Origin of the sequence: Pseudomonas farris (assembly GCF_019145235.1) — a bacterium.
Lineage (GTDB): Bacteria > Pseudomonadota > Gammaproteobacteria > Pseudomonadales > Pseudomonadaceae > Aquipseudomonas > Aquipseudomonas farris.
Window position 1 is genome coordinate 310,071 of sequence record NZ_JAHSTV010000007.1, and the last position, 18,920, is coordinate 328,990.

Below are 18,920 nucleotides of genomic sequence, written 5' to 3' on the forward strand. Positions count from 1 at the left end.
AGCCCGCTCCCACAGGTTACTCGGCGTCCTTCAAATGGGTGTTAGCGTTTGGGTAACTCGATCATCACCTTCAGCCCGCCCCACTCGCTTTCCTGCAACTTCAACGCCCCGCCCCAGGTGTCGACGATGTCGCGCACGATGCCCAACCCCAGCCCATGCCCATCCGTCTGTTCATCAAGCCGGGTACCACGGCTGAACACCTGAGCGCGCTGGTGTTCGGGAATCCCCGGGCCATCGTCTTCCACGCTCAACTCAAACCTTTCTGCCGTTTCGACCACGCTTAACCGAACCTCGGCATCCGCCCATTTGCAGGCGTTGTCCAGCAGGTTGCCAAGCAATTCCAGCAAATCTTCACGATCCCACGGCAGTTGCAAACCGGCAGGCGCGCGGTAGCTCAAGTCGAGGTGTTCGCCGTGAATCATGTTCAACGTGGCCAGCAACCCTGGCAATTCCGCATCGCAATCAAACAGCGCACCCGGCAGTGCATCGCCGGACAATCGGGCGCGGTTGAGTTCGCGATTGAGCCGTTGCTGAACCTGTTCCAGTTGCGCCTGCATGACTTTGCGCAGCTGCGGGTGAGCATCGAGTTTTTCGCTGGAAGCCAGGCTCAACAACACCGCCAGCGGAGTCTTCAAGGCATGGCCAAGATTGCCCAGCGCATTGCGCGAGCGCTTGAGGCTGTCTTCAGTGTGGGCCAGCAAATGGTTGATCTGCGCCACCAACGGTTCCAGCTCCAGCGGCACTTCTTCGTCGAGTTGCGAGCGCTGACCCTGCTGCAATTGGGCGATCTGCTCGCGGGCCTTTTCCAGCGGGCGCAAGGCGCGGCGCACGGTGATGCGTTGCAACAGCAAAATCAGCAACAGCCCCGCCAGCCCCAACCCGAGGCCGATCTGCTGCATGCGCCGAAAGCTCTCGCGCACCGGGGTGTAGTCTTGGGCGACGCTGATGGAAATCGCCTGGCCCAACCGACGGTAGTCCGAACGCAATACCAACAGCTGCTGCCCTTCCGGCCCCAATTGCAGATTGCTATGCAGCCCAGGGTGTCCAAGCTGCGGCAGTTCCTGATCCCATAACGAACGGGAACGCCAATGGCTGTCGGCGAAATCGATACGAAAGTAATGCCCGGAGAACGGTCGCTGATAGGCCGGCGACAAGTGCCGCTCATCCAGTTGCAACCCCTGCGGCCCGCGCACCAGCGCCACCAGCAGGTTTTCGCTGTCGTTGCGCAGACCGGCTTCGAGGTAGCGCTGCAAACCCATTTCGAACAGCCACAGGCTGGTTTGCGCCAGCACCAGGCCGACGATCACCATCACGCTGATCAGCCCCAGGCTCAAGCGGCGCTGAATCGACCTCACTGGGCTTGCCCGCCGAACAGGTAACCCTGACCGCGACGGGTTTCGATCACGCTGCGGCCAAGCTTGCGCCGCAGATGATTGACGTGGACTTCCAGCACGTTGGAATCGCGCTCGGTTTCACCGTCGTAGAGGTGTTCGGCGAGGTGGCTTTTGGAAAGGATCTGTTCAGGGTGCAGCATGAAGTAGCGCAGCAGGCGAAACTCGGCGGCGGTGAGCTGGATGTCGGCGCCGTCGCGAGTCACACACTGACGACCTTCATCCAGATGCAAACCGGCGGCCTTGAGCGTCGGCTGATTGGCGTGGCCGTGGGAGCGGCGTAACAGTGCCTGGACTCGCAGGTGCAGCTCTTCGGGGTGAAACGGTTTGGTCAGGTAATCGTCGGCACCGGCCTTGAGGCCTTCGATCCGCTCGGCCCAGGAACCGCGCGCGGTGAGGATCAGCACTGGCGTGGCCAAGCCCCCGGCCCGCCATTGCGCCAGCACGTCGAGCCCCGGCAAACCCGGCAGGCCGAGGTCGAGAATGATCAGGTCATAGGGCTCGCTGCTGCCCTGGTACACCGCATCGCGGCCGTCGGCCAGCCAGTCCACGGCGTAACCCTGCCGGTTTAGGCCAGCCATCAATTCGTCGGCCAGCGGCACGTGGTCTTCCACCAGGAGCAAACGCATCGGTCAGTCTTCCTTGTCTTTCAGTAAATGGCCGGTGGTGGCGTCGAGGTCCAGCTCGCGCACCACGCCTTCGGTGGTCAGCAGCTCGACCTCGTAAATGTAGACGTCGTGCTTTTCCTCAAGCTCGGCTTCCAGCAGCTTGGCCCCGGGATAGAGGTCCAGCGCTTGCTGCAAGAGCTGCTCCAGCGGCAGGATCACACCTTGTTGGCGCAGGCGCAGGGCCTCGTCCTGATCCAGGTCGCGAGCCATGACCACCGAGCAAAAAACCAGGAGCGCCAGCGCCATCCGACTGCTGGCGCGCCGATTAAAAGAAAACACCTTCATTACGTATCCTGATGATCCTTGAGAACCTGCCCGCTGACAGCGTCCAATTCCAGGTCCCACTCAAGGCCCTGCGGGTCGCGCAGTTCCACCTGGTAGATGTACTTGCCGTACTCTTCTTCAAGCTCGGTTTCGGTGATTTTGGCGCCGGGGTGTTTGGCCAATGCCGTGGCGTTGAGCTTCTCGAAGGACACAATGGTACCAGCGTCGCGCAGTCTCAGGGCTTCGTCGGGGCCGAGGTCGCGAGCGTGGGCGATGCTGGCGGTCATGGTGATGATGGAGGCGGTGAACAGGGCAGTCAGGATTTTCATGGGTGTCTCCGTATTTTTTTATGTGTTGCTACAAGAGCTACCTTAGTGATTCGAACTTAACTGAAACTGAATTGCCATCATTGGGACTGGCGCCACGATATCGCAGCCATACACAAAACCTGTGGGAGCGGGCTTGCTCGCGAAGGCGGTTCAACATTCAGCAAAAATGTCGACTCTTACACCGCTTTCGCGAGCAAGCCCGCTCCCACATAATCCCCCGCCTGCCAGACATCGAGACCGGTATGACCGCGATCCACATCAAGTTCCCTTCCCTGACTATCAAGGCCGGTCCGCGTGCCTTGGCGCGCATCCGTGCAAATGGCTTGAGCGCCGCTGACGTGGGCACGTTGCCGGGCGCCGCCGGTGGCCCGAAAGCGTTGGGGATTCAGGGGCTCGATCTGGCGCTGTTCGGCGAATGGCTGCCGGCGGCGCCCCGGGAGCGTTCGCTGATTGGTGCGTCGGTGGGCTCTTGGCGCTTCGCCAGCGCATGCCTGCCGGATGCCGCCGAAGGCCTGCGCCGCCTCGGTCATCTGTACACCGAGCAGAATTTTGCCAAGGGTGTGACCATGGCGCAGATCAGCCAGAGCTCCCGGCAGATGCTCGATGACTTGCTCGACGGCCGCGATGCATCGATTCTGGATAATGCCCATTACCGACTGAACATCATGGTGGTCAAAAGCCACGGCCTGTTGGCGGACGATCATCGTGGTCGGCTGGGGCTGGGGCTGTCGTCGGTGATCGCCGACAACCTGCGTGGGCGGGCGCGGCTGTCGCGGCATTTCGAGCGGCTGATCATCCACGACCCGCGCCTGGCGCCACCGGTCAACGCATTGAATGACTTCCCGTCGCGCTTCGTTGCGCTGGATGCCGGCAACCTGTGCCAGGCCCTGCTCGCCTCGGGCTCGATCCCGATGGTCATGCAAGGCGTGCGCGACCTGCCGGGCGCAGGCGCCGGGACGTTCCGCGATGGCGGACTGCTGGACTATCACCTCGACTTGCCCTACAGCGGCAACGACATTGTGCTCTATCCGCACTTCACTGATCGAGTGATCCCCGGCTGGTTCGACAAGACCCTGCCATGGCGCCGCGCCTGCCCGGCGCGTTTGCAGGATGTTCTGTTGCTGGCGCCGTCAAAGGAATACCTGTCGCGCCTGCCCTACGGCAAACTACCGGACCGTAACGACTTCAAGCGCTTCATGGGCGACGCCCCGAGCCGGCAGAAATACTGGCGCGCGACGATGGATGAAAGCCGCAGGCTGGGTGACGAATTCCTCGAACTGACCGCCAACGGTCGCCTCGGCGAGCGCTTGCTGACCCTTTAGTCAGTGTTTTGCCCAGAGCTCTGGTAAACTCGCCACCTGCCCATATCGCCGCGGCGATCGCCACCTGACAGAGCTGAACATCACTGTGGAAATCTTCAAAGAATTTACCTTCGAGTCCGCCCACCGCCTGCCCCACGTGCCGGACGGCCACAAGTGCGGTCGTCTGCACGGTCACTCGTTCAAAGTGGCGATTCACCTAAGCGGCGACCTCGATCCGCACACCGGCTGGATCCGCGACTTCTCGGAAATCAAGGCGATCTTCAAGCCGCTTTACGAACGCCTGGACCATAACTACTTGAACGACATTCCCGGCCTGGAAAACCCGACCAGCGAAGTGCTGGCCAAGTGGATCTGGAATGAATTGAAGCCCCTGCTGCCGGAACTCAGCGCAATTCGCATCCACGAGACCTGCACCAGCGGTTGCATCTATCGCGGCGAGTAAACCGATCTAAAGACAACGAAAATCCCCTGTGGGAGCGGGCTTGCTCGCGAAGGCGGCGGCACAGTCAACATCGATGTCGCTTGACACGACGCCTTCGCGAGCAAGCCCGCTCCCACAGGGAAACTGCGTTTCGTCAGTCAACATAAAAACAGCCTTCAATGGCTGTTTTTTTATGCCTATGCTTCTTGGCTCGCACATGCCAAGAGGACGCTCCCATGGCTGACTGGCCGCTGGCTCAGACCTATCGCTTCAACGGGCATTCCGTGCGCTACGCCGTACGTGGCGACGGTCCGCCGCTGGTGTTCGTGCATGGCACACCCTTCTCTTCTTATGTGTGGCACCGGATTGCGCCACACTTCATCACCACGCACCGGGTGCACTACTTCGATCTGCTGGGTTACGGGCAATCGGCACAGCCGGACAGCGATGTGTCGCTGGGCGTACAAAACCAGCTGTTGGCGCAATTGCTGGATCATTGGGGCCTGGAGCAGCCAGACGTGGTGGCCCACGATTTCGGCGGCGCCACCGCGTTGCGCGCGCATCTGCTCAATGGCAAGAACTATCGCAGCCTGACGCTGATTGATCCGGTGGCGCTGTCGCCCTGGGGGTCGCCGTTCGTGCAGCATGTGCGTCAGCATGAAGCCGCGTTCAGTGGACTGCCCGATTACATTCAGCAGGCGATTGTGCCGACCTATATTCGTGGCGCGATCAAGCGTGAGATTCCCGATCATGAGCTGGCGCCCTATGTGCAGCCTTGGCTGGGAAACCCGGGACAAGCGGCGTTCTACCGGCAGATCGCGCAGATGGATGAACGTTATACCCGCGAAGTCGAAGGGCTGTACCCGACGATTCGCTGCCCGGTGCAGATTCTTTGGGGGAAGGACGATCAATGGATTCCCATTGAGCGCGGCCAGGCGCTGCATCAGATGATTGCGGGGTCGCAGTTTCATGCCATTGCCAATGCCGGGCATCTGGTTCAGGAGGATGCGCCGGAGGCGATTGTGGCGGCGATATTGCGGTTTTTGCCCCTGCACAATTCCCCCTGAAAAAACCGCATTTAATGTGGGAGTGGGCTTGCTCGCGAAAGCAGTGTGTCATGCAACATTGATGTCGACTGACACACTGCTTTCGCGAGCAAGCCCGCTCCCACATGAGTCTTGTGTTCCTTCAGGTGCACCGCTTTCGTGCCTCTCTGCGGGCCAAATCCACCTGCTCGTCTATAAATAACAACACCCTCGCGCCATTGGCACGAGCACTGCAACACCCCCCGCGTCCTCCATCCAGCAAGGAACGCCACATGACGCAGAACGATTCGGGCAACGATTACCCCCTCAGCGAAGTCCCGATGCATGCCCGCAAGGGACTTGCCTCCACCGCCATGGTGCTACTGGGTTTTACCTTCTTCACCGCGACCATGTTTGCTGGCGGCAAGCTCGGCGTGGCGTTCAGTTTCGGCGAGATGATGGCGGTGATTATCGTCGGCAATCTGCTACTGGGGATCTATGCCGCGGGGCTGGGCTACATCGCCTTCAAGAGCGGCCTCAACTCGGTGCTGATGGGACGTTTCTGCTTCGGTGAAGTGGGCAGCAAACTCAGCGATTTGATCCTCGGTTTCACCCAGATCGGCTGGTACGCCTGGGGCACCGCGACGGCGGCGGTGGTGCTGGGCAAGTATTTCGAACTGAGCGGGGGCACGGTTCTGGGGCTGATGGTGCTGTTCGGCCTGGGCTTCTGTGCCACGGCGTACATTGGCTATCGCGGGTTGGAGATTCTGTCGTACATCGCCGTGCCGGCCATGATGTTGCTGCTGATGTTGTCGATGTGGGTCGCGACAGTAAAGGTCGGCGGGCTCGAGGGCTTGCTCGCGGTGGTTCCGACCGGAACGCTGGATTGGTCGACCGCCATTACCCTAGTGTTCGGCACGTTCGTCAGCGGTGCGACGCAAGCAACCAACTGGACACGCTTCTCCCGTTCAGCGCGAGTTGCGGTGCTGGCGAGCCTGATCGGCTTCTTCGTCGGCAACGGTCTGATGGTGTTGATCGGTGCCTATGGCGCCATCGTCTATCAGCAACCGGACGTGGTCGAAGTGCTGCTGTTGCAAGGCTTCGCCATGGCCGCGATGGCGATGTTGCTACTCAACATCTGGAGCACCCAGGACAACACCATCTACAACTTCGCCGTCGCCGGCTGCAACCTGCTGCGTACCGGCCGGCGCAGAACCGTGACCCTGGCCGGCGCGGTGATCGGTACGCTGCTGGCACTGCTGGGCATGTATGACATGCTGGTGCCTTACCTGATTCTGTTGGGCACGGTGATTCCGCCGATTGGTGGGGTGATCATGGCGGACTTTTTCTTCCGCTATCGGGGCCGCTACCCACGCCTGGCCGATACACGGTTGCCCGCGTTCAATTGGCCGGGGCTGAGCGCTTATGCGGTCGGCACAGTCGCCGCCTTCAGCTCGCCGTGGGTCGCGCCGCTGGTAGGGATTGCCGTAGCCGCGCTAACGTATGTGCTATTGACCGGGGTACTGGGTGCCCGTACCGCCGACGCACCACTACAAGATCTCTAAAAGGATTCGCCTGATGCATATCATCAACGCCCGCCTGCGCAACCAAGAAGGCCTGCATGAGTTGCACCTGGAAAACGGCCTGATTCACAGCATTGCCCGGCAAACCGAAGCCCCGTCCCTGGGGCCTGACGACCTGGACGCCGGCGGTAATCTGGTGGTGCCGCCCTTCGTCGAGCCGCACATTCACCTCGATGCCACCCTGACTGCTGGCGAGCCGCGCTGGAACATGAGCGGCACGCTGTTCGAAGGCATCGAGTGCTGGGGCGAGCGCAAGGCGACCATCACCCAGGAAGACACCAAGATCCGCGCCAAGAAGACCATCCAGACCCTCGCCGCCCATGGCATCCAGCACGTGCGCACCCACGTCGACGTCACTGACCCGGAACTGACCGCGCTCAAGGCAATGCTCGAAGTCCGCGAGGAAAGCCGTCATCTGATCGACCTGCAAATCGTCGCGTTCCCTCAGGAAGGCATCGAGTCATACCGCAACGGTCGGGAGCTGATGGAAGAAGCGATCCGTCTGGGCGCCGATGTAGTCGGGGGCATTCCGCATTTCGAATACACCCGCGATCAAGGCGTCAGTTCGGTGAAGTTCCTCATGGATCTGGCCGAGCGCACCGGTTGTCTGGTGGACGTGCATTGCGACGAAACCGACGACCCGCATTCACGCTTCCTTGAAGTACTGGCCGAAGAAGCCCGTAGCCGCGACATGGGTTCGCGCGTCACCGCCAGCCACACCACGGCCATGGGCTCTTACGACAACGCCTACTGCGCCAAACTCTTTCGGCTGCTCGGGCATTCGGGGATCAGCTTTGTCTCCTGCCCCACCGAAAGCATTCACCTGCAAGGACGCTTCGATAACTTCCCTAAACGCCGTGGCGTGACCCGGGTGAATGAGTTGCTCGAAGCGGGAATGAACGTGTGCTTTGGCCAGGATTCGATCGTCGACCCGTGGTATCCGTTGGGTAACGGCAACATTTTGCGGGTGCTCGAGGCCGGGTTGCACATCTGCCATATGCTCGGTTATCGCAATCTGCAAAGTGCGCTGGACCTAGTGACCGACAACAGTGCCAAAGCCATGAACCTGGGCGATCGTTATGGGCTGGAACAAGGGCGACCGGCGAATCTGTTGATTCTGTCGGCGGACAGTGATTATGAGGTGATTCGTAGCCAGGGTTTGCCGCTGTATTCGGTTCGCGGGGGCAAGGTGTTGATGAAGCGGCAGATGCCGGTGGTGGAGTTCTGCAGCGATATGAGCTGAAGTTCAGGTTGTTTGGACTGACGCCTTCGCGAGCAAGCCCGCTCCCACATTGGATCTTCAGTGGACACATTATTTGTGAGCGACTGCAATCCAATGTGGGAGCGGGCTTGCTCGCGAATGCAATCTGGAAATCAACCCATCAACCGCGCCGTACCAAACAATCTGACCCGACTCAACTCGCCATCCAATTCCTCCAGCAAAATCGGCGCCGTGCCGCCAGGCATGACCACCTTCACCTCTCCCGCCGCCACCCAACCCACGCGCCACGCCGCACACGCCACCGCACTGGCGCTGGTGCCCGACGACGCGGTCGGCCCTTCGCCACGTTCGAACACCCGCGCAACGATTCGCCCCTCGGATTCAAGCATCGCCCATTGCAGGTTCACTCCAGCCACACACGGCTGCCCTGCCCCGGTCGGCATGGCGTAGGCGATGCGGGTCAATCCTTCGGCCAATTCTGGCTCGCGCATCTGCGTGTTACTCGGCAGCGCATCGGCGGCTGTCACCAACGTCACGCAATGCGGATTGCCGATACGCACAAACTGGCTGCGGTTCCAGGCAGGATCAAGCGCCGACAATGGCCGCACATGACTGACTTCGCGCCCCTTCAACGTCACGGGTTCAACCCCTTGTGCCCCCACCGCTTCAGGCCCGAACGATGGCTGTCCCAGGTCCAGCCAGAACCCTTGCACGCCATCGATTTCAGCGGGTTTCACTGAAGTCTCCACTGGCGAAACCGCATCGCTCTTGTCGTGATGAACCCGGAGCAGACAGGCCTCTTCCTTCGGCATCAGCCCTTGTTCGCTCAGGGCCTGGGAAAAAATCGTCAAGCCATTGCCACTGCGCTCGGCGAGGGTGCCGTCGGTGTTGACGATCAGCAGGTCAAAAGGCGGCGACGATTGAAACGGCCCCACCAGCAGCCCATCGCAGCGATGCGCCTTGCTGCCGGGCGGTTGTGTACCCGGAGCCCAAGCGCAGAATGCCTCGATGGCCGACATCGCCCAGGCCTCACGGGTTTGCGCGGCATGACTGGCCAGCGCAGGCAATTCGATTCCGTTACCGCGCACGTTATCCGGCGCCACGACCACGTAGATATTCCCTCGAGCATCGTACATCCGCGTCATGGCGCCCCCTCTATGAACAATTGATGCGTCGACGATATCGCGAAACAGCGGCTGGCTGTGCAAGGATGTCACCCTGCCTGACTACGCCCCGCCCGGACGAGGTGATCGAACCCTATGCGGTTGATCACTGTCCCTTGGAGACGCGACGTTTTTTGCCAAGGATCGATATGACCAACCTCAATACCCAAGCCACCTTCGTCCCCGGACGTCTGGAACAGATGTCCACACGCATCGCCTTTTTCATCGCAGGCTTCGGCATCGCGGCTTGGGCGCCGCTGGTGCCTTACGCCAAGGCGCGGGCAGGGCTGGATGAGGGAACTCTCGGGCTGTTGCTGCTGTGTCTGGGGGTGGGCTCGATTCTGGCGATGCCCATGGCCGGTATTCTGGCTTCGCGTTTTGGCTGTCGTCGGGTGTTGAGCGGCGGGACTTTGTTGATCTGTGCGGCACTGCCGCTGTTGGCGACGGTGTCTTCGATTCCGGCGTTGATCGCGGCGTTGTTCATGTTCGGCGCGGGCCTGGGCACGGTGGATTCGACGGTGAACCTGCAAGCGGTGATCGTCGAGCGGGCCAGCGGCAAGACCATGATGTCGGGGTTTCATGGGTTGTTCAGCCTTGGCGGAATCGTCGGCGCGGCGGGTGTCAGCGCCCTTCTCGGCTTGGGGATGTCGCCACTGGGGGCGATGCTGGTGGTGATCGTGCTGCTGGTGGTGGCGTTGCTCAAGGCCGCGCCGCATCTGTTGCCCTATGGCAGCGAAAGCTCCGGCCCGGCGTTTGCCGTGCCGCATGGCATCGTGCTGTTTATCGGCGGCATGTGTTTCATCGTGTTTTTGGCCGAAGGCGCAGCGCTCGACTGGAGCGCGGTGTTCCTGGCGCAGGAGCGTGGGATCGACACGGCGTATGCAGGGCTGGGTTACGCGGCGTTTGCGTTGACCATGACCGTCGGGCGTTTGACTGGCGATGCCATTGTCCGGCGCCTCGGTGCGACACGAGTGATAGTGTTTGGTGGATCGACGGCCGCCGCAGGCCTGGCGCTGGCGACATTCGCTCCGAGCTGGGAAGCCGCACTGGTGGGGTATGCGCTGCTGGGGGCTGGCTGTTCGAACATTGTGCCGGTGCTCTATACCGCCGTGGGCAAACAGACCGTCATGCCGGAAAGCATTGCCGTGCCGGCCATTACCACCCTGGGTTATGCAGGGATTCTCGCCGGGCCGGCGGTGATCGGCTTTATCGCCCATGGCAGCAGCTTGAGTTTTGCCTTTGGGTTGATGGCGGTATTGCTGGTGGCGGTGGCGATTGGTGGAAAGGTGTTGAAGGTTTAAAAGCTTCGCGAGCAGGCTCGCTCCCACATTTGATCTGCGTCGTACACAAATGTTGTGTTCACTGAAGATCTATTGTGGGAGCGAGCCTGCTCGCGATGAATCCACCTCGGTCTATCAGAACCCGACACTGGCCTGCACAAAGAACGTACGCGGTGCGCCGACGTACATCCCCGAATTGTTGTCGCTGGAGCGGGTGAAGTATTGCTTGTCGAAAATGTTCTTCACCCCCGCCCCGACTTTCAGGTTCGACAATTGCGAGCCGAAGTCATACCCCCCACGCACGTTCCAGGTGACGTAACCCGGGATGTCGCCGTATTGGCCGTCCGCGCTGCCTTCAGTGATGTAGTTGCCGCTGAAACTGCCATCAGCGTTCACCGCGGTGCCCGGCGAGCGCTGCTTGGATTGGGCAAAGGCATCGAGGTTGTAGGTCCAGCGGTTGATGTCGTAACGCAGGCCGGCGGTCGCCACCTGACGCGAGTAGAACGGTAGGTCACGGCCCTTGAAGCCAGGTATCTCGCCTTCATAAACGGCGCGAGTGTAGGTGAAACCGGCGTTGGCGGTCAGGCCGTCGAGTCGTGGGTCCAGCGCCGCCATGTCGTAATGCACCGAGGCTTCAAGGCCCTGGTGCGTGGTGGCGCCGAGGTTGGTCCAGCCCACATCGTTGCTGATGTATTGCAATTCTTTATCGAAGTCGATGTAGAACAGCGTCACTTCCCCGCCCCATACGTCATCGTTGTAGCGCGTGCCGATTTCGTAGGTCTTGGCCTTTTCCGGATTCAGGCCATTGGCGGTGTTATCGCCCGAACCACCCTGACCGAGCTGGAAATATTGCAGGCTGCCGAACGAGGTTTCGTAGTTGGCGAACAGCTTCCAGGCCTCGGACATGTGATACATCACGCTCAGGGCCGGCAGCGGTTCGTTGCTGTCGATGCTGCGGCGTTTTTCCTGCACAGGTCTGCCAGCGGTGTCGAGAACCGGCCGGTCGTGCCATTCGGTACTGATGCTTTCAAAACGGATGCCGGGGGTCACGGTCCAGTTGCCGACGTCGATCTTGTCATCGATGTAAACAGCGTGGGCTTCGGTGCCTCCGGTGCGATCCTGGAACACATGACCATCGGAGGTTTTGGTGACCACCGGCTGATTGTTCACCAGCGCCAGACGGCTCGCCTCTTCATGCATGCCTTCTTTCAGGTAGCGATAACCGACGCTGGCTTCCTGCGTGGTCGGGCCCAGATCGAACACATGGGACACCCGCGGTTCGATGCCGAAGGTGTAGTAAGTGCGCGGATAAGAGCTGAGGGTTTTCTGGTCGCGAGCGGCGATGGTGCTGCCACGGAAACTGTCGGAATAGTAGGTCAGCACTTCGGCCTGGGTGCGGTCGTCGATCTGCCGAATCCACTTGAAGGACACGTCCTTGCGGCGGCCGCTGAAGTTGTCATGGTCGCGGTCGGACTGGAACGGATCGGCATCGTACTGCTTCTGCGTCAGGCCACCGGGCATGTCGGCGCTGGCGTCGTAGTAATGGAAATTGAGGCTGAAATCGTCTTGATCGGTAGGCGCCCAATGGGTCTTGAGGATTACGTCGTCGATGTCATTGCTGTTGTTGCTTTTGCGATAACCGTTGCCGTTCACACCGGAATACAACAGCGCCACGCCCATGCCGTTATCGGCGGTGCCACCGAGAAACGCGGTGTCGATGTGCTTCCAGCCACCGCGCTGAGTGGTTTCCAGGGTGGTGCCGATTTCGCCAGTGGCTTTCTCCGGGATCGCACGGGTAACGAAGTTGATTACGCCACCGACGTTCTGCGGCCCATAACGCACGGAACCGGCGCCACGCACCACGTCGATGCTGTCGAGATTGCCGGAAGAAATCGGTGCCATGGACAGCTGCGGTTGGCCATAAGGGGCGAAGGCGGCCGGCACGCCGTCAATCAGCACAGTGGAGCGTGGCGACAGCCGCGAGGTCAGGCCACGCACACCAACGTTCAGGGAAATATCGCTGCCGCCGGTGCCGTTGGCGTCCTGCACTTGCACGCCGGGTACACGACGCAGCACGTCACCCACGTTCATGGCACCCTGCTCGACCATCGCTTCACGACGAATCACCGTGCGCGCGCCGGGATGGTTTTGCACCACGGCAGCATTGGCATCGCCGAGCCAGTCGCCGACCACTTTGATATCGGTCACGCCCAGTTCCAGCGGGCCGTTGGCGGCGGAAGTCGGGGCTGGCATCAGGGTTACCGAGCCTTCATCTATCTGGTATTCCAGACCGCTGCCTTGCAGCAATTGGCGCAAGGCTTGTTCCGGTGAAAGATTGCCGTCGACTGCCGGAGCCTGTTTGCCGGCCACCAGTTCAGGGCTGAAAAAAACCTGCAGCGAGGTTTGCTGACCCAGCTGACTCAAGGCCTGACCCAGCGGCTGCGCCTGAATATGAATGGCATCGGCAGCGAACGCCTGGGGCAGCGCCGAGCTGACCGCCAAGGCAAGAGCGAGGGGCAGCCAGGATGATTTGTTATTTTTAGCGGTGGTTTTCTTCACGTCGAACATTGTCCTGTGGATCGCAAGAGTGTGCGGCTGTTAATGCAAACCAGTTGCAGTTGGACAAGAAGACGAAGAACTCGAAAAAAACCTGAATCTATCGGGCAATTATTTCCTGACTGCCGTCATCGAGGGTGCGAATGGCTACCGGTAGAATGCTCGGCAAGGCCTTGAGCAGCGCGTCAGTGTTGTCGGATTTGAACACGCTGGTCAGGCGCAGATTGCCCACTTTGGCGCTACCGACCCTCAGCGGCTTTTCCCGATAACGCGACACTTCTTCGGCCACTTCGCTGAGGCTGGCGTTGTTGAACACCAGTTTGCCGCTGCGCCATGCGGTCAGTTCTGCAGGGTTGACCGTATAGGCGGCGGCAACCTTCCCCAGGGCATCGACGCGAGTGCCGAGGCCGGCGGTAAGGCTGACGAAATCGGCACCGTTACCTTGAACCTTGACCGTGCCCTGCTCCACCGCGACCCGGGTTTCGGTGTTGTCGCGACGCACGTCGAAACGGGTGCCGGTGACTGTCACTTTGCCGCTGCCCGCCTCGACCACGAACGGTCGGCTGCTGTCGTGCTCGACGCTGAACATCGCCTCGCCTTGCGTCAACTCGATGCCGCGACGATCTTTTTCATAGCGCACCTGCACCCGGCTGCCGCTGTTCATATCGATCACCGAACCGTCCGGCAACGCCACATGACGACGCTCGCCAAGGGCTGTGGAATATTCAGCCGTGTAGGTCGCCGGACGATTCAGGCCACTGAACAACCCCAGGCCGAGTGCCACCGCCAGCACACTGGCGGCCACTGCATAACGCATCAGCGGGCGACGTTTACTACGCGCCGGCGGAGTTTCGCACAAGGCGTGCAAACGCTTGGCGGGTAGCAGATCGGCCGCCGCCCACAGGCTCTGGAGCACTTGGTATTCGTCGCGATGCTGAGGGTGTTCGTCCAGCCAGATCTCGAAGCCTCGCCGGTCTTCGGCGTTGACGACAGGTTCCTGCAAACGCACAAACCACCGCGCCGCGTCGTCGCGAACCGTTGTTTGCCCGCACGCACAATCACGAGTATCCATCATGGAAAGTCCTGTTTGGCCGGGGATGAAAAGGCGCGGCGAATCATGGCTGTAACCCGTCCAGGCGATCACGCAAATGCCGCAGGGTGCGAATCATATACTTTTCCACCATGTTCTTGGACAGCCCCAGGCGCTCAGCGATTTCGGCCTGGGTCAGGCCTTCGATCTTCTGCCAGACGAACACCTTGCGGCAGTTGACCGGCAGCTCGGTGAGCGCCCGTTCGATGGAATCCGCCAACTGGATCGCGTGCATGAAATGCTCCGGGTCGCCGGACGACGACACACTGTGATCGATCGCCTCGGACTCCATGGCGCCCCGCCGATCCTCACGCCGATAACCGTCCACCGCAATGTTGCGCGCGGTCTGGTGCAAATACGCCCGAGGTTGTTGCACCGCCGCCGAATCGGACTCAAGCACCCGCACGAAGGTGTCATGGGCCAAGTCCTCGGCCTGCTGACGATTTCTCAGGCGACGGGTCCAGGTGCCGATCAACTCTTCGTAATGCTCGAAAAAGCCGTGTCTGCGGGGCAGCTTGGGGGTCATTGCGGTGTGCTGTGGAGAGGAGGCGTGAATAGTAATGCTTCCTATTAACTGGAAGCAATGGATTCCCCTCGATCCCCGTATTGTGGCCCCGTCGGAAGACTGGATGGGATGTTGAATCAGAATCAAAAACCGAGGAAGGGCGGCCAAGGCATTCGATAAGAGAAGTCCGCGATACGTCCTATAACTCAAAACCAACCTGACGACCGGCAGCAGAAACCCTTGTCAGCAAATATTACCTAGGTCATATTACATCCATAATAAAGCATCATTTCTTACAGGTACTTCTCCATGACCAGCATGCCCAGCCTTGAACCCGATCTTGCTGTCGCGGTGAACACACCCAAGCCTCCCCTGCTTAAAAGGTTGATCTTGCTGACGGCGGCCATCGCGGCCCTGGTGTTCATCGGGCTATACGCAGCTCATTGGTGGACCGCCGGCCGTTTCATCGAAGAAACCGACGATGCCTACATCGGTGGCGACGTCACGGTGATCGGGCCGAAAGTTGCGGGTAATATCGAAGAGGTGCTGGTCACCGACAACCAGAAGGTCAAGGCCGGGGATGTGCTGATTCGTCTCGACGCCCGTGACTATCGCGCCAATCTGGCCAAGGCCGAAGGTGCGGTAGCTGCCGAAGAAGCATTACTCGCCAACCTCGACGCTACTGAACAACTGCAACACGCAGTAATCGGCCAGGCCCGTGCCGGCATCGATGCCGCAGGCGCCGAAACCGCGCGCTCGCGGGACGATAACACCCGCTACAAACGCTTGGTGAACAGCAATGCCGTCTCGGTGGAAAGCGCGCAACGGGCCGACGCCACTTTCAAGACTGCACAGGCGCAGAGTGCCCGGGCTCAGGCCGAATTGCTGGCCGCGCAACGCCAATTGAACGTGATTGAAACCCAAAAACAGCAAGCGCGCGCCGCGTTGATCCAGGCGCGGGCCGAGCGTGATCTGGCGCAGTTGAACGTCGGTTACACCGAGTTGAAAGCCCCGGTCGACGGCGTGATCGGCAATCGTCGGGCACGGGTCGGCGCTTACGCCCAGGCCGGTTCGCAACTGCTGTCGGTGGTGCCGGCCAGCGGACTGTGGGTCGATGCCAATTTCAAGGAAGATCAGCTGTCGCGGATGACGCCGGGCCAGCGTGTGATCGTTCATGCGGACGTGCTCAAGGGGCGTGAATTCCACGGTCATCTGGACAGCCTCGCGCCGGCCAGTGGTTCGCAGTTCAGCGTGCTGCCACCGGAAAACGCCACCGGTAATTTCACCAAAATCGTTCAGCGGGTACCGGTGCGAATCCTGCTGGACCCGGCCGATGGCGTGCTCGGTCATCTGCGTCCCGGTTTGTCGGTGACTGCCGAAGTGGACACCCGCGCCGAGCCTGAATCCCCGACCATGGCCAGCACACCATGAGTCGCGCCCTCGCCGCCCCCGCGCTGCCGTTCGACGCCGCCAACATGGCGACGGCGACCAAGGTGTTCGCCTTCGCCACGATGTGCATCGGCATGTTCATTGCGCTGCTGGATATCCAGATCGTCTCGGCGTCGCTGCGTGACATCGGCGGCGGGCTCTCGGCCGGCATCGACGAAACTGCGTGGGTGCAGACCAGTTACCTGATCGCCGAGATCATCGTGATTCCGCTGTCGGGCTGGTTGTCCCGGGTGTTCTCGACCCGTTGGCTGTTCTGCGCCTCGGCGGTGGGTTTCACCCTGGCCAGCCTGCTCTGCGGCGCGGCCTGGAACATCCAGAGCATGATCGCCTTCCGCGCCCTGCAAGGGTTTCTTGGTGGTTCGATGATCCCGCTGGTGTTCACCACCGCATTCTTTTTCTTCACCGGTAAACAACGAGTGATCGCCGCCGCGACCATCGGCGCCGTGGCCTCGCTGGCACCGACGCTGGGGCCGGTGATCGGTGGCTGGATCACCGACATTTCGTCCTGGCACTGGCTGTTCTACATCAACCTGGTACCGGGGATTTTCGTCGCGGTGGCGGTGCCGATGCTGGTGAAAATCGATCAACCGGAACTGTCGCTGCTCAAGGGTGCCGACTACCTGAGCATGCTGTTCATGGCGGTGTTTCTCGGTTGCCTGCAATACACCCTCGAAGAAGGCCCGCGCTTCAACTGGTTCAGCGACAGAACGATTCTGACCACTGCCTGGATCAGCGGCCTGGCTGGATTGGCCTTCATTGGTCGCACCCTGCACGTGGCCAATCCGATTGTCGATCTGCGTGCCTTGAAAGACCGCAACTTCGCCCTCGGTTGTTTCTTTTCGTTCGTCACGGGGATCGGCCTGTTCGCGACGATTTACCTGACTCCACTGTTTCTCGGCCGGGTGCGCGGTTACAGTGCGCTGGACATTGGCCTCGCAGTCTTTTCCACCGGGGTGTTCCAGATTCTGGCAATTCCGCTGTACGCCTTTCTGGCCAACCGCATCGACCTGCGTTGGGTCATGATGACCGGCCTTGGGCTGTTCGCCCTGTCGATGTGGGATTTCAGCCCGATCACCCACGACTGGGGGGCTAAAGAGTTGATGCTGCCGCAAGCCTTGCGCGGGATCGCTCAACAACTGGCAGTGCCGCCTGCGGTGACCCTGACCCTCGGCGGGTTGGCACCGTCACGGCTCAAACATGCTTCGGGGTTGTTCAACCTGATGCGCAACCTCGGTGGCGCGATGGGCATCGCTGCGTGCGCGACCATCCTCAATGACCGCACCAACCTGCACTTCACCCGGTTGGCAGAGAACCTCAACAGCACCAACGAAGCGCTGAATCAGTGGCTGTCCCAAGTCGGCAATAACTTCGCCGCCCTCGGCCAGAGCGGTGACATCGGCGTCACCGCCAGCCTGCGTCAGCTATGGCTGCTGACCTACCGCGAAGCGCAAACGCAAACCTACGGCGACGCGTTCCTGATGATCATGGTCTGTTTCATCCTCGCCACGGCGATGGTGCCCTTGATGCGCAAAGTACAACCACCGGCCGCGCCGAGTGCTGATGCGCATTGAGGCTTGCCGCCTTCGGGTCGCGGAGCGGCCCCAAAACATTCCGGCCAATCAAAACCCTGTGGCGAGGGAGCTTGTCGGAGCGCCGCACCGTCCCGTTGGGCTGCGCAGCAGCCCCAGAACCAACGCCACGAGTTTGTCAGGTACACCGCAGGGCTTGGTTTGGCGCCTGCTACGCAGTCGAGCGGGACGGTGCGGCGTTCCGACAAGCTCCCTCGCCACAACAACGCCCGCCGCTACTCCGAAGGCCGTGCCCTCAACCGTCGCCCAATCAAATCCAGCACATCGCACCCATCCCGTAACGGAATGGCGCAGAGCAAAGCGAAGTCGCTGAGAATCATCGAGTCGCACTCGACCGAGCCGCGCATGGACAGGTTCTCAAGCACCTGGGTGACGGCACGAATTCGATAGCTGGCGGCGTCGGTCAAGATATCGAGCGGCGCGTGGGTATCAGCGAACAGGGTGGGCATGTCGGTGCAGTTGCTGGTGAGCGCCATGAAACGGCTTTTGGGGTGAGGCATTGGTTTTTCGTAGGGTGGATCGGGATGAAGATTTTTCATTTGAGATGCTCCAAGGAAGAAATGGAGCTGCCTTAGGCCTTCCTACAGGCTAGGGTGGCAGCTATGCACGGGGTAGGAATATCGAGACCCTTAGAGCAAAACTCGACCACGCCGAAGCGTGCCCGCGCATAGCCGCCGCAACAGATATTACGGACGCACGTTAACGGCCGCAAACCAAGCATCGACGTCAATGTAGCTCTAACGGTATTGAAGGGTTCCTACACCCTGCCACTGAATCTTCAGTGACCACCAGAGACTATCGATGGAAAACATTTCGCACCAGTTCATGGAAACCGATACGAGTTGAAGGAAACTTCCGACGACCTTGTCCAGAAATTTCGCAGCATGTACGACCATCAACGCAACTAACCGATAGTCGTCCAAGTGGATTGATCTTCAAGGCTGGCTTTTTGAAGGTCGTCTTCCCACACAACAGTTGCCAAGCGAAAAATGTCTTCAAAAAATGCCCTGGTATTTTTCATCTCATCCCACCCATCAGGAAATGATGAATACGCCTCAGGCGT

At 60.5% G+C, this 18,920-nt stretch carries 17 protein-coding genes; 8 read left to right on the forward strand and 9 right to left on the reverse strand.

Translation table 11 applies throughout. The features are described from left to right. Positions 1-41 precede the first annotated feature (41 nt). The 4 genes from KVG95_RS17195 to KVG95_RS17210 are packed head-to-tail and all read right to left on the reverse strand — an operon-like array spanning position 42 to position 2,652. The gene (locus KVG95_RS17195) at positions 42-1,355 is read right to left on the reverse strand and encodes a sensor histidine kinase (protein WP_217857269.1); all 1,314 of its coding nucleotides are present in this window, start codon (positions 1,353-1,355) and stop codon (positions 42-44) included. Then, positions 1,352-2,020 (reverse strand): response regulator transcription factor, encoded by a 669-nt coding sequence (locus KVG95_RS17200; RefSeq protein WP_007907723.1) that lies wholly within the window; start codon positions 2,018-2,020, stop codon positions 1,352-1,354. Before KVG95_RS17200 ends, KVG95_RS17195 begins: the two co-directional genes overlap by 4 nt. 3 nt (positions 2,021-2,023) lie before the next feature. Next, positions 2,024-2,344 carry a PepSY domain-containing protein gene (locus tag KVG95_RS17205; protein WP_217857270.1) on the reverse strand — a complete coding sequence of 107 codons (321 nt, stop codon included), beginning with the start codon at positions 2,342-2,344 and terminating at the stop codon, positions 2,024-2,026. After that, positions 2,344-2,652, reverse strand: coding sequence for a PepSY domain-containing protein (locus KVG95_RS17210; protein WP_123720394.1), 309 nt, complete (start codon positions 2,650-2,652; stop codon positions 2,344-2,346). Before KVG95_RS17210 ends, KVG95_RS17205 begins: the two co-directional genes overlap by 1 nt. A gap of 242 nt (positions 2,653-2,894) precedes the next feature. Between KVG95_RS17210 and KVG95_RS17215 the strand changes: the two genes are divergently transcribed. From KVG95_RS17215 to codA, 5 genes are all read left to right on the forward strand, one after another. Continuing rightward, entirely contained in the window at positions 2,895-3,974 is a 1,080-nt protein-coding gene (locus tag KVG95_RS17215) for a patatin-like phospholipase family protein (RefSeq protein ID WP_217857271.1), read from the forward strand. An 85-nt stretch (positions 3,975-4,059) separates the two neighbouring features. Further along, positions 4,060-4,416 carry a 6-carboxytetrahydropterin synthase QueD gene (gene queD / locus KVG95_RS17220; protein ID WP_003173033.1) on the forward strand — a complete coding sequence of 119 codons (357 nt, stop codon included), beginning with the start codon at positions 4,060-4,062 and terminating at the stop codon, positions 4,414-4,416. A gap of 215 nt (positions 4,417-4,631) precedes the next feature. Beyond that, positions 4,632-5,462, forward strand: a complete 831-nt coding sequence (locus tag KVG95_RS17225; protein WP_217857272.1) for an alpha/beta fold hydrolase — start codon at positions 4,632-4,634, stop codon at positions 5,460-5,462. A 251-nt stretch (positions 5,463-5,713) separates the two neighbouring features. Continuing rightward, positions 5,714-6,985, forward strand: coding sequence for a cytosine permease (gene codB / locus KVG95_RS17230; RefSeq protein ID WP_217857273.1), 1,272 nt, complete (start codon positions 5,714-5,716; stop codon positions 6,983-6,985). A 13-nt stretch (positions 6,986-6,998) separates the two neighbouring features. Further along, positions 6,999-8,246 (forward strand): cytosine deaminase, encoded by a 1,248-nt coding sequence (codA, locus tag KVG95_RS17235; RefSeq protein WP_217857274.1) that lies wholly within the window; start codon positions 6,999-7,001, stop codon positions 8,244-8,246. A 131-nt stretch (positions 8,247-8,377) separates the two neighbouring features. Here the strand turns inward: codA and KVG95_RS17240 are convergent, their stop codons facing one another. Next, the gene (locus KVG95_RS17240; RefSeq protein WP_217857275.1) at positions 8,378-9,370 is read right to left on the reverse strand and encodes a diaminopimelate epimerase; all 993 of its coding nucleotides are present in this window, start codon (positions 9,368-9,370) and stop codon (positions 8,378-8,380) included. A gap of 167 nt (positions 9,371-9,537) precedes the next feature. On the opposite strand from KVG95_RS17240, the gene KVG95_RS17245 reads away from it, so the two are divergent. Next, a complete protein-coding gene (locus KVG95_RS17245) occupies positions 9,538-10,689 on the forward strand; it encodes an MFS transporter (protein ID WP_217857276.1) in 1,152 nt (383 codons plus the stop codon). A gap of 114 nt (positions 10,690-10,803) precedes the next feature. On the opposite strand, the gene KVG95_RS17250 is transcribed toward KVG95_RS17245, so the two are convergent. The 3 genes from KVG95_RS17250 to KVG95_RS17260 form a co-directional block, all read right to left on the reverse strand. Continuing rightward, on the reverse strand, positions 10,804-13,227 hold the full coding sequence (locus tag KVG95_RS17250) for a TonB-dependent siderophore receptor (protein WP_217857277.1): 2,424 nt from the start codon (positions 13,225-13,227) through the stop codon (positions 10,804-10,806). Between the two features lie 97 nt (positions 13,228-13,324). Then, positions 13,325-14,299 carry a FecR family protein gene (locus KVG95_RS17255; RefSeq protein ID WP_217857278.1) on the reverse strand — a complete coding sequence of 325 codons (975 nt, stop codon included), beginning with the start codon at positions 14,297-14,299 and terminating at the stop codon, positions 13,325-13,327. A gap of 40 nt (positions 14,300-14,339) precedes the next feature. Continuing rightward, a complete protein-coding gene (locus KVG95_RS17260) occupies positions 14,340-14,840 on the reverse strand; it encodes a sigma-70 family RNA polymerase sigma factor (RefSeq protein ID WP_007907700.1) in 501 nt (166 codons plus the stop codon). A 288-nt stretch (positions 14,841-15,128) separates the two neighbouring features. Between KVG95_RS17260 and KVG95_RS17265 the strand changes: the two genes are divergently transcribed. Together KVG95_RS17265 and KVG95_RS17270 are read left to right on the forward strand one after the other, a co-directional pair. After that, positions 15,129-16,250 (forward strand): HlyD family secretion protein, encoded by a 1,122-nt coding sequence (locus tag KVG95_RS17265; protein WP_217857279.1) that lies wholly within the window; start codon positions 15,129-15,131, stop codon positions 16,248-16,250. Further along, a complete protein-coding gene (locus KVG95_RS17270; RefSeq protein WP_217857280.1) occupies positions 16,247-17,839 on the forward strand; it encodes a DHA2 family efflux MFS transporter permease subunit in 1,593 nt (530 codons plus the stop codon). The genes KVG95_RS17265 and KVG95_RS17270 overlap by 4 nt, the downstream gene beginning before the upstream one ends. Before the next feature lie 233 nt (positions 17,840-18,072). Here KVG95_RS17270 and KVG95_RS17275 read toward each other — a convergent pair whose 3' ends face one another. Next, positions 18,073-18,396: a hypothetical protein gene (locus KVG95_RS17275; protein WP_217857281.1), complete on the reverse strand. Its 324-nt coding sequence runs from the start codon at positions 18,394-18,396 to the stop codon at positions 18,073-18,075. Positions 18,397-18,920: the final 524 nt, after the last annotated feature.

Coding starts and splice junctions, on each gene's coding strand:
- codA (WP_217857274.1), top strand. CDS start 6,999: ATGCATATCATCAACGCCCGCCTGCGCAACCAAGAAGGCCTGCATGAG.
- KVG95_RS17260 (WP_007907700.1), bottom strand. CDS start 14,840: ATGACCCCCAAGCTGCCCCGCAGACACGGCTTTTTCGAGCATTACGAA.
- KVG95_RS17255 (WP_217857278.1), bottom strand. CDS start 14,299: ATGATGGATACTCGTGATTGTGCGTGCGGGCAAACAACGGTTCGCGAC.
- KVG95_RS17270 (WP_217857280.1), top strand. CDS start 16,247: ATGAGTCGCGCCCTCGCCGCCCCCGCGCTGCCGTTCGACGCCGCCAAC.
- KVG95_RS17210 (WP_123720394.1), bottom strand. CDS start 2,652: ATGAAAATCCTGACTGCCCTGTTCACCGCCTCCATCATCACCATGACC.
- KVG95_RS17205 (WP_217857270.1), bottom strand. CDS start 2,344: ATGAAGGTGTTTTCTTTTAATCGGCGCGCCAGCAGTCGGATGGCGCTG.
- KVG95_RS17215 (WP_217857271.1), top strand. CDS start 2,895: ATGACCGCGATCCACATCAAGTTCCCTTCCCTGACTATCAAGGCCGGT.
- KVG95_RS17265 (WP_217857279.1), top strand. CDS start 15,129: ATGACCAGCATGCCCAGCCTTGAACCCGATCTTGCTGTCGCGGTGAAC.
- KVG95_RS17200 (WP_007907723.1), bottom strand. CDS start 2,020: ATGCGTTTGCTCCTGGTGGAAGACCACGTGCCGCTGGCCGACGAATTG.
- KVG95_RS17245 (WP_217857276.1), top strand. CDS start 9,538: ATGACCAACCTCAATACCCAAGCCACCTTCGTCCCCGGACGTCTGGAA.
- KVG95_RS17225 (WP_217857272.1), top strand. CDS start 4,632: ATGGCTGACTGGCCGCTGGCTCAGACCTATCGCTTCAACGGGCATTCC.
- KVG95_RS17240 (WP_217857275.1), bottom strand. CDS start 9,370: ATGACGCGGATGTACGATGCTCGAGGGAATATCTACGTGGTCGTGGCG.
- KVG95_RS17275 (WP_217857281.1), bottom strand. CDS start 18,396: ATGAAAAATCTTCATCCCGATCCACCCTACGAAAAACCAATGCCTCAC.
- codB (WP_217857273.1), top strand. CDS start 5,714: ATGACGCAGAACGATTCGGGCAACGATTACCCCCTCAGCGAAGTCCCG.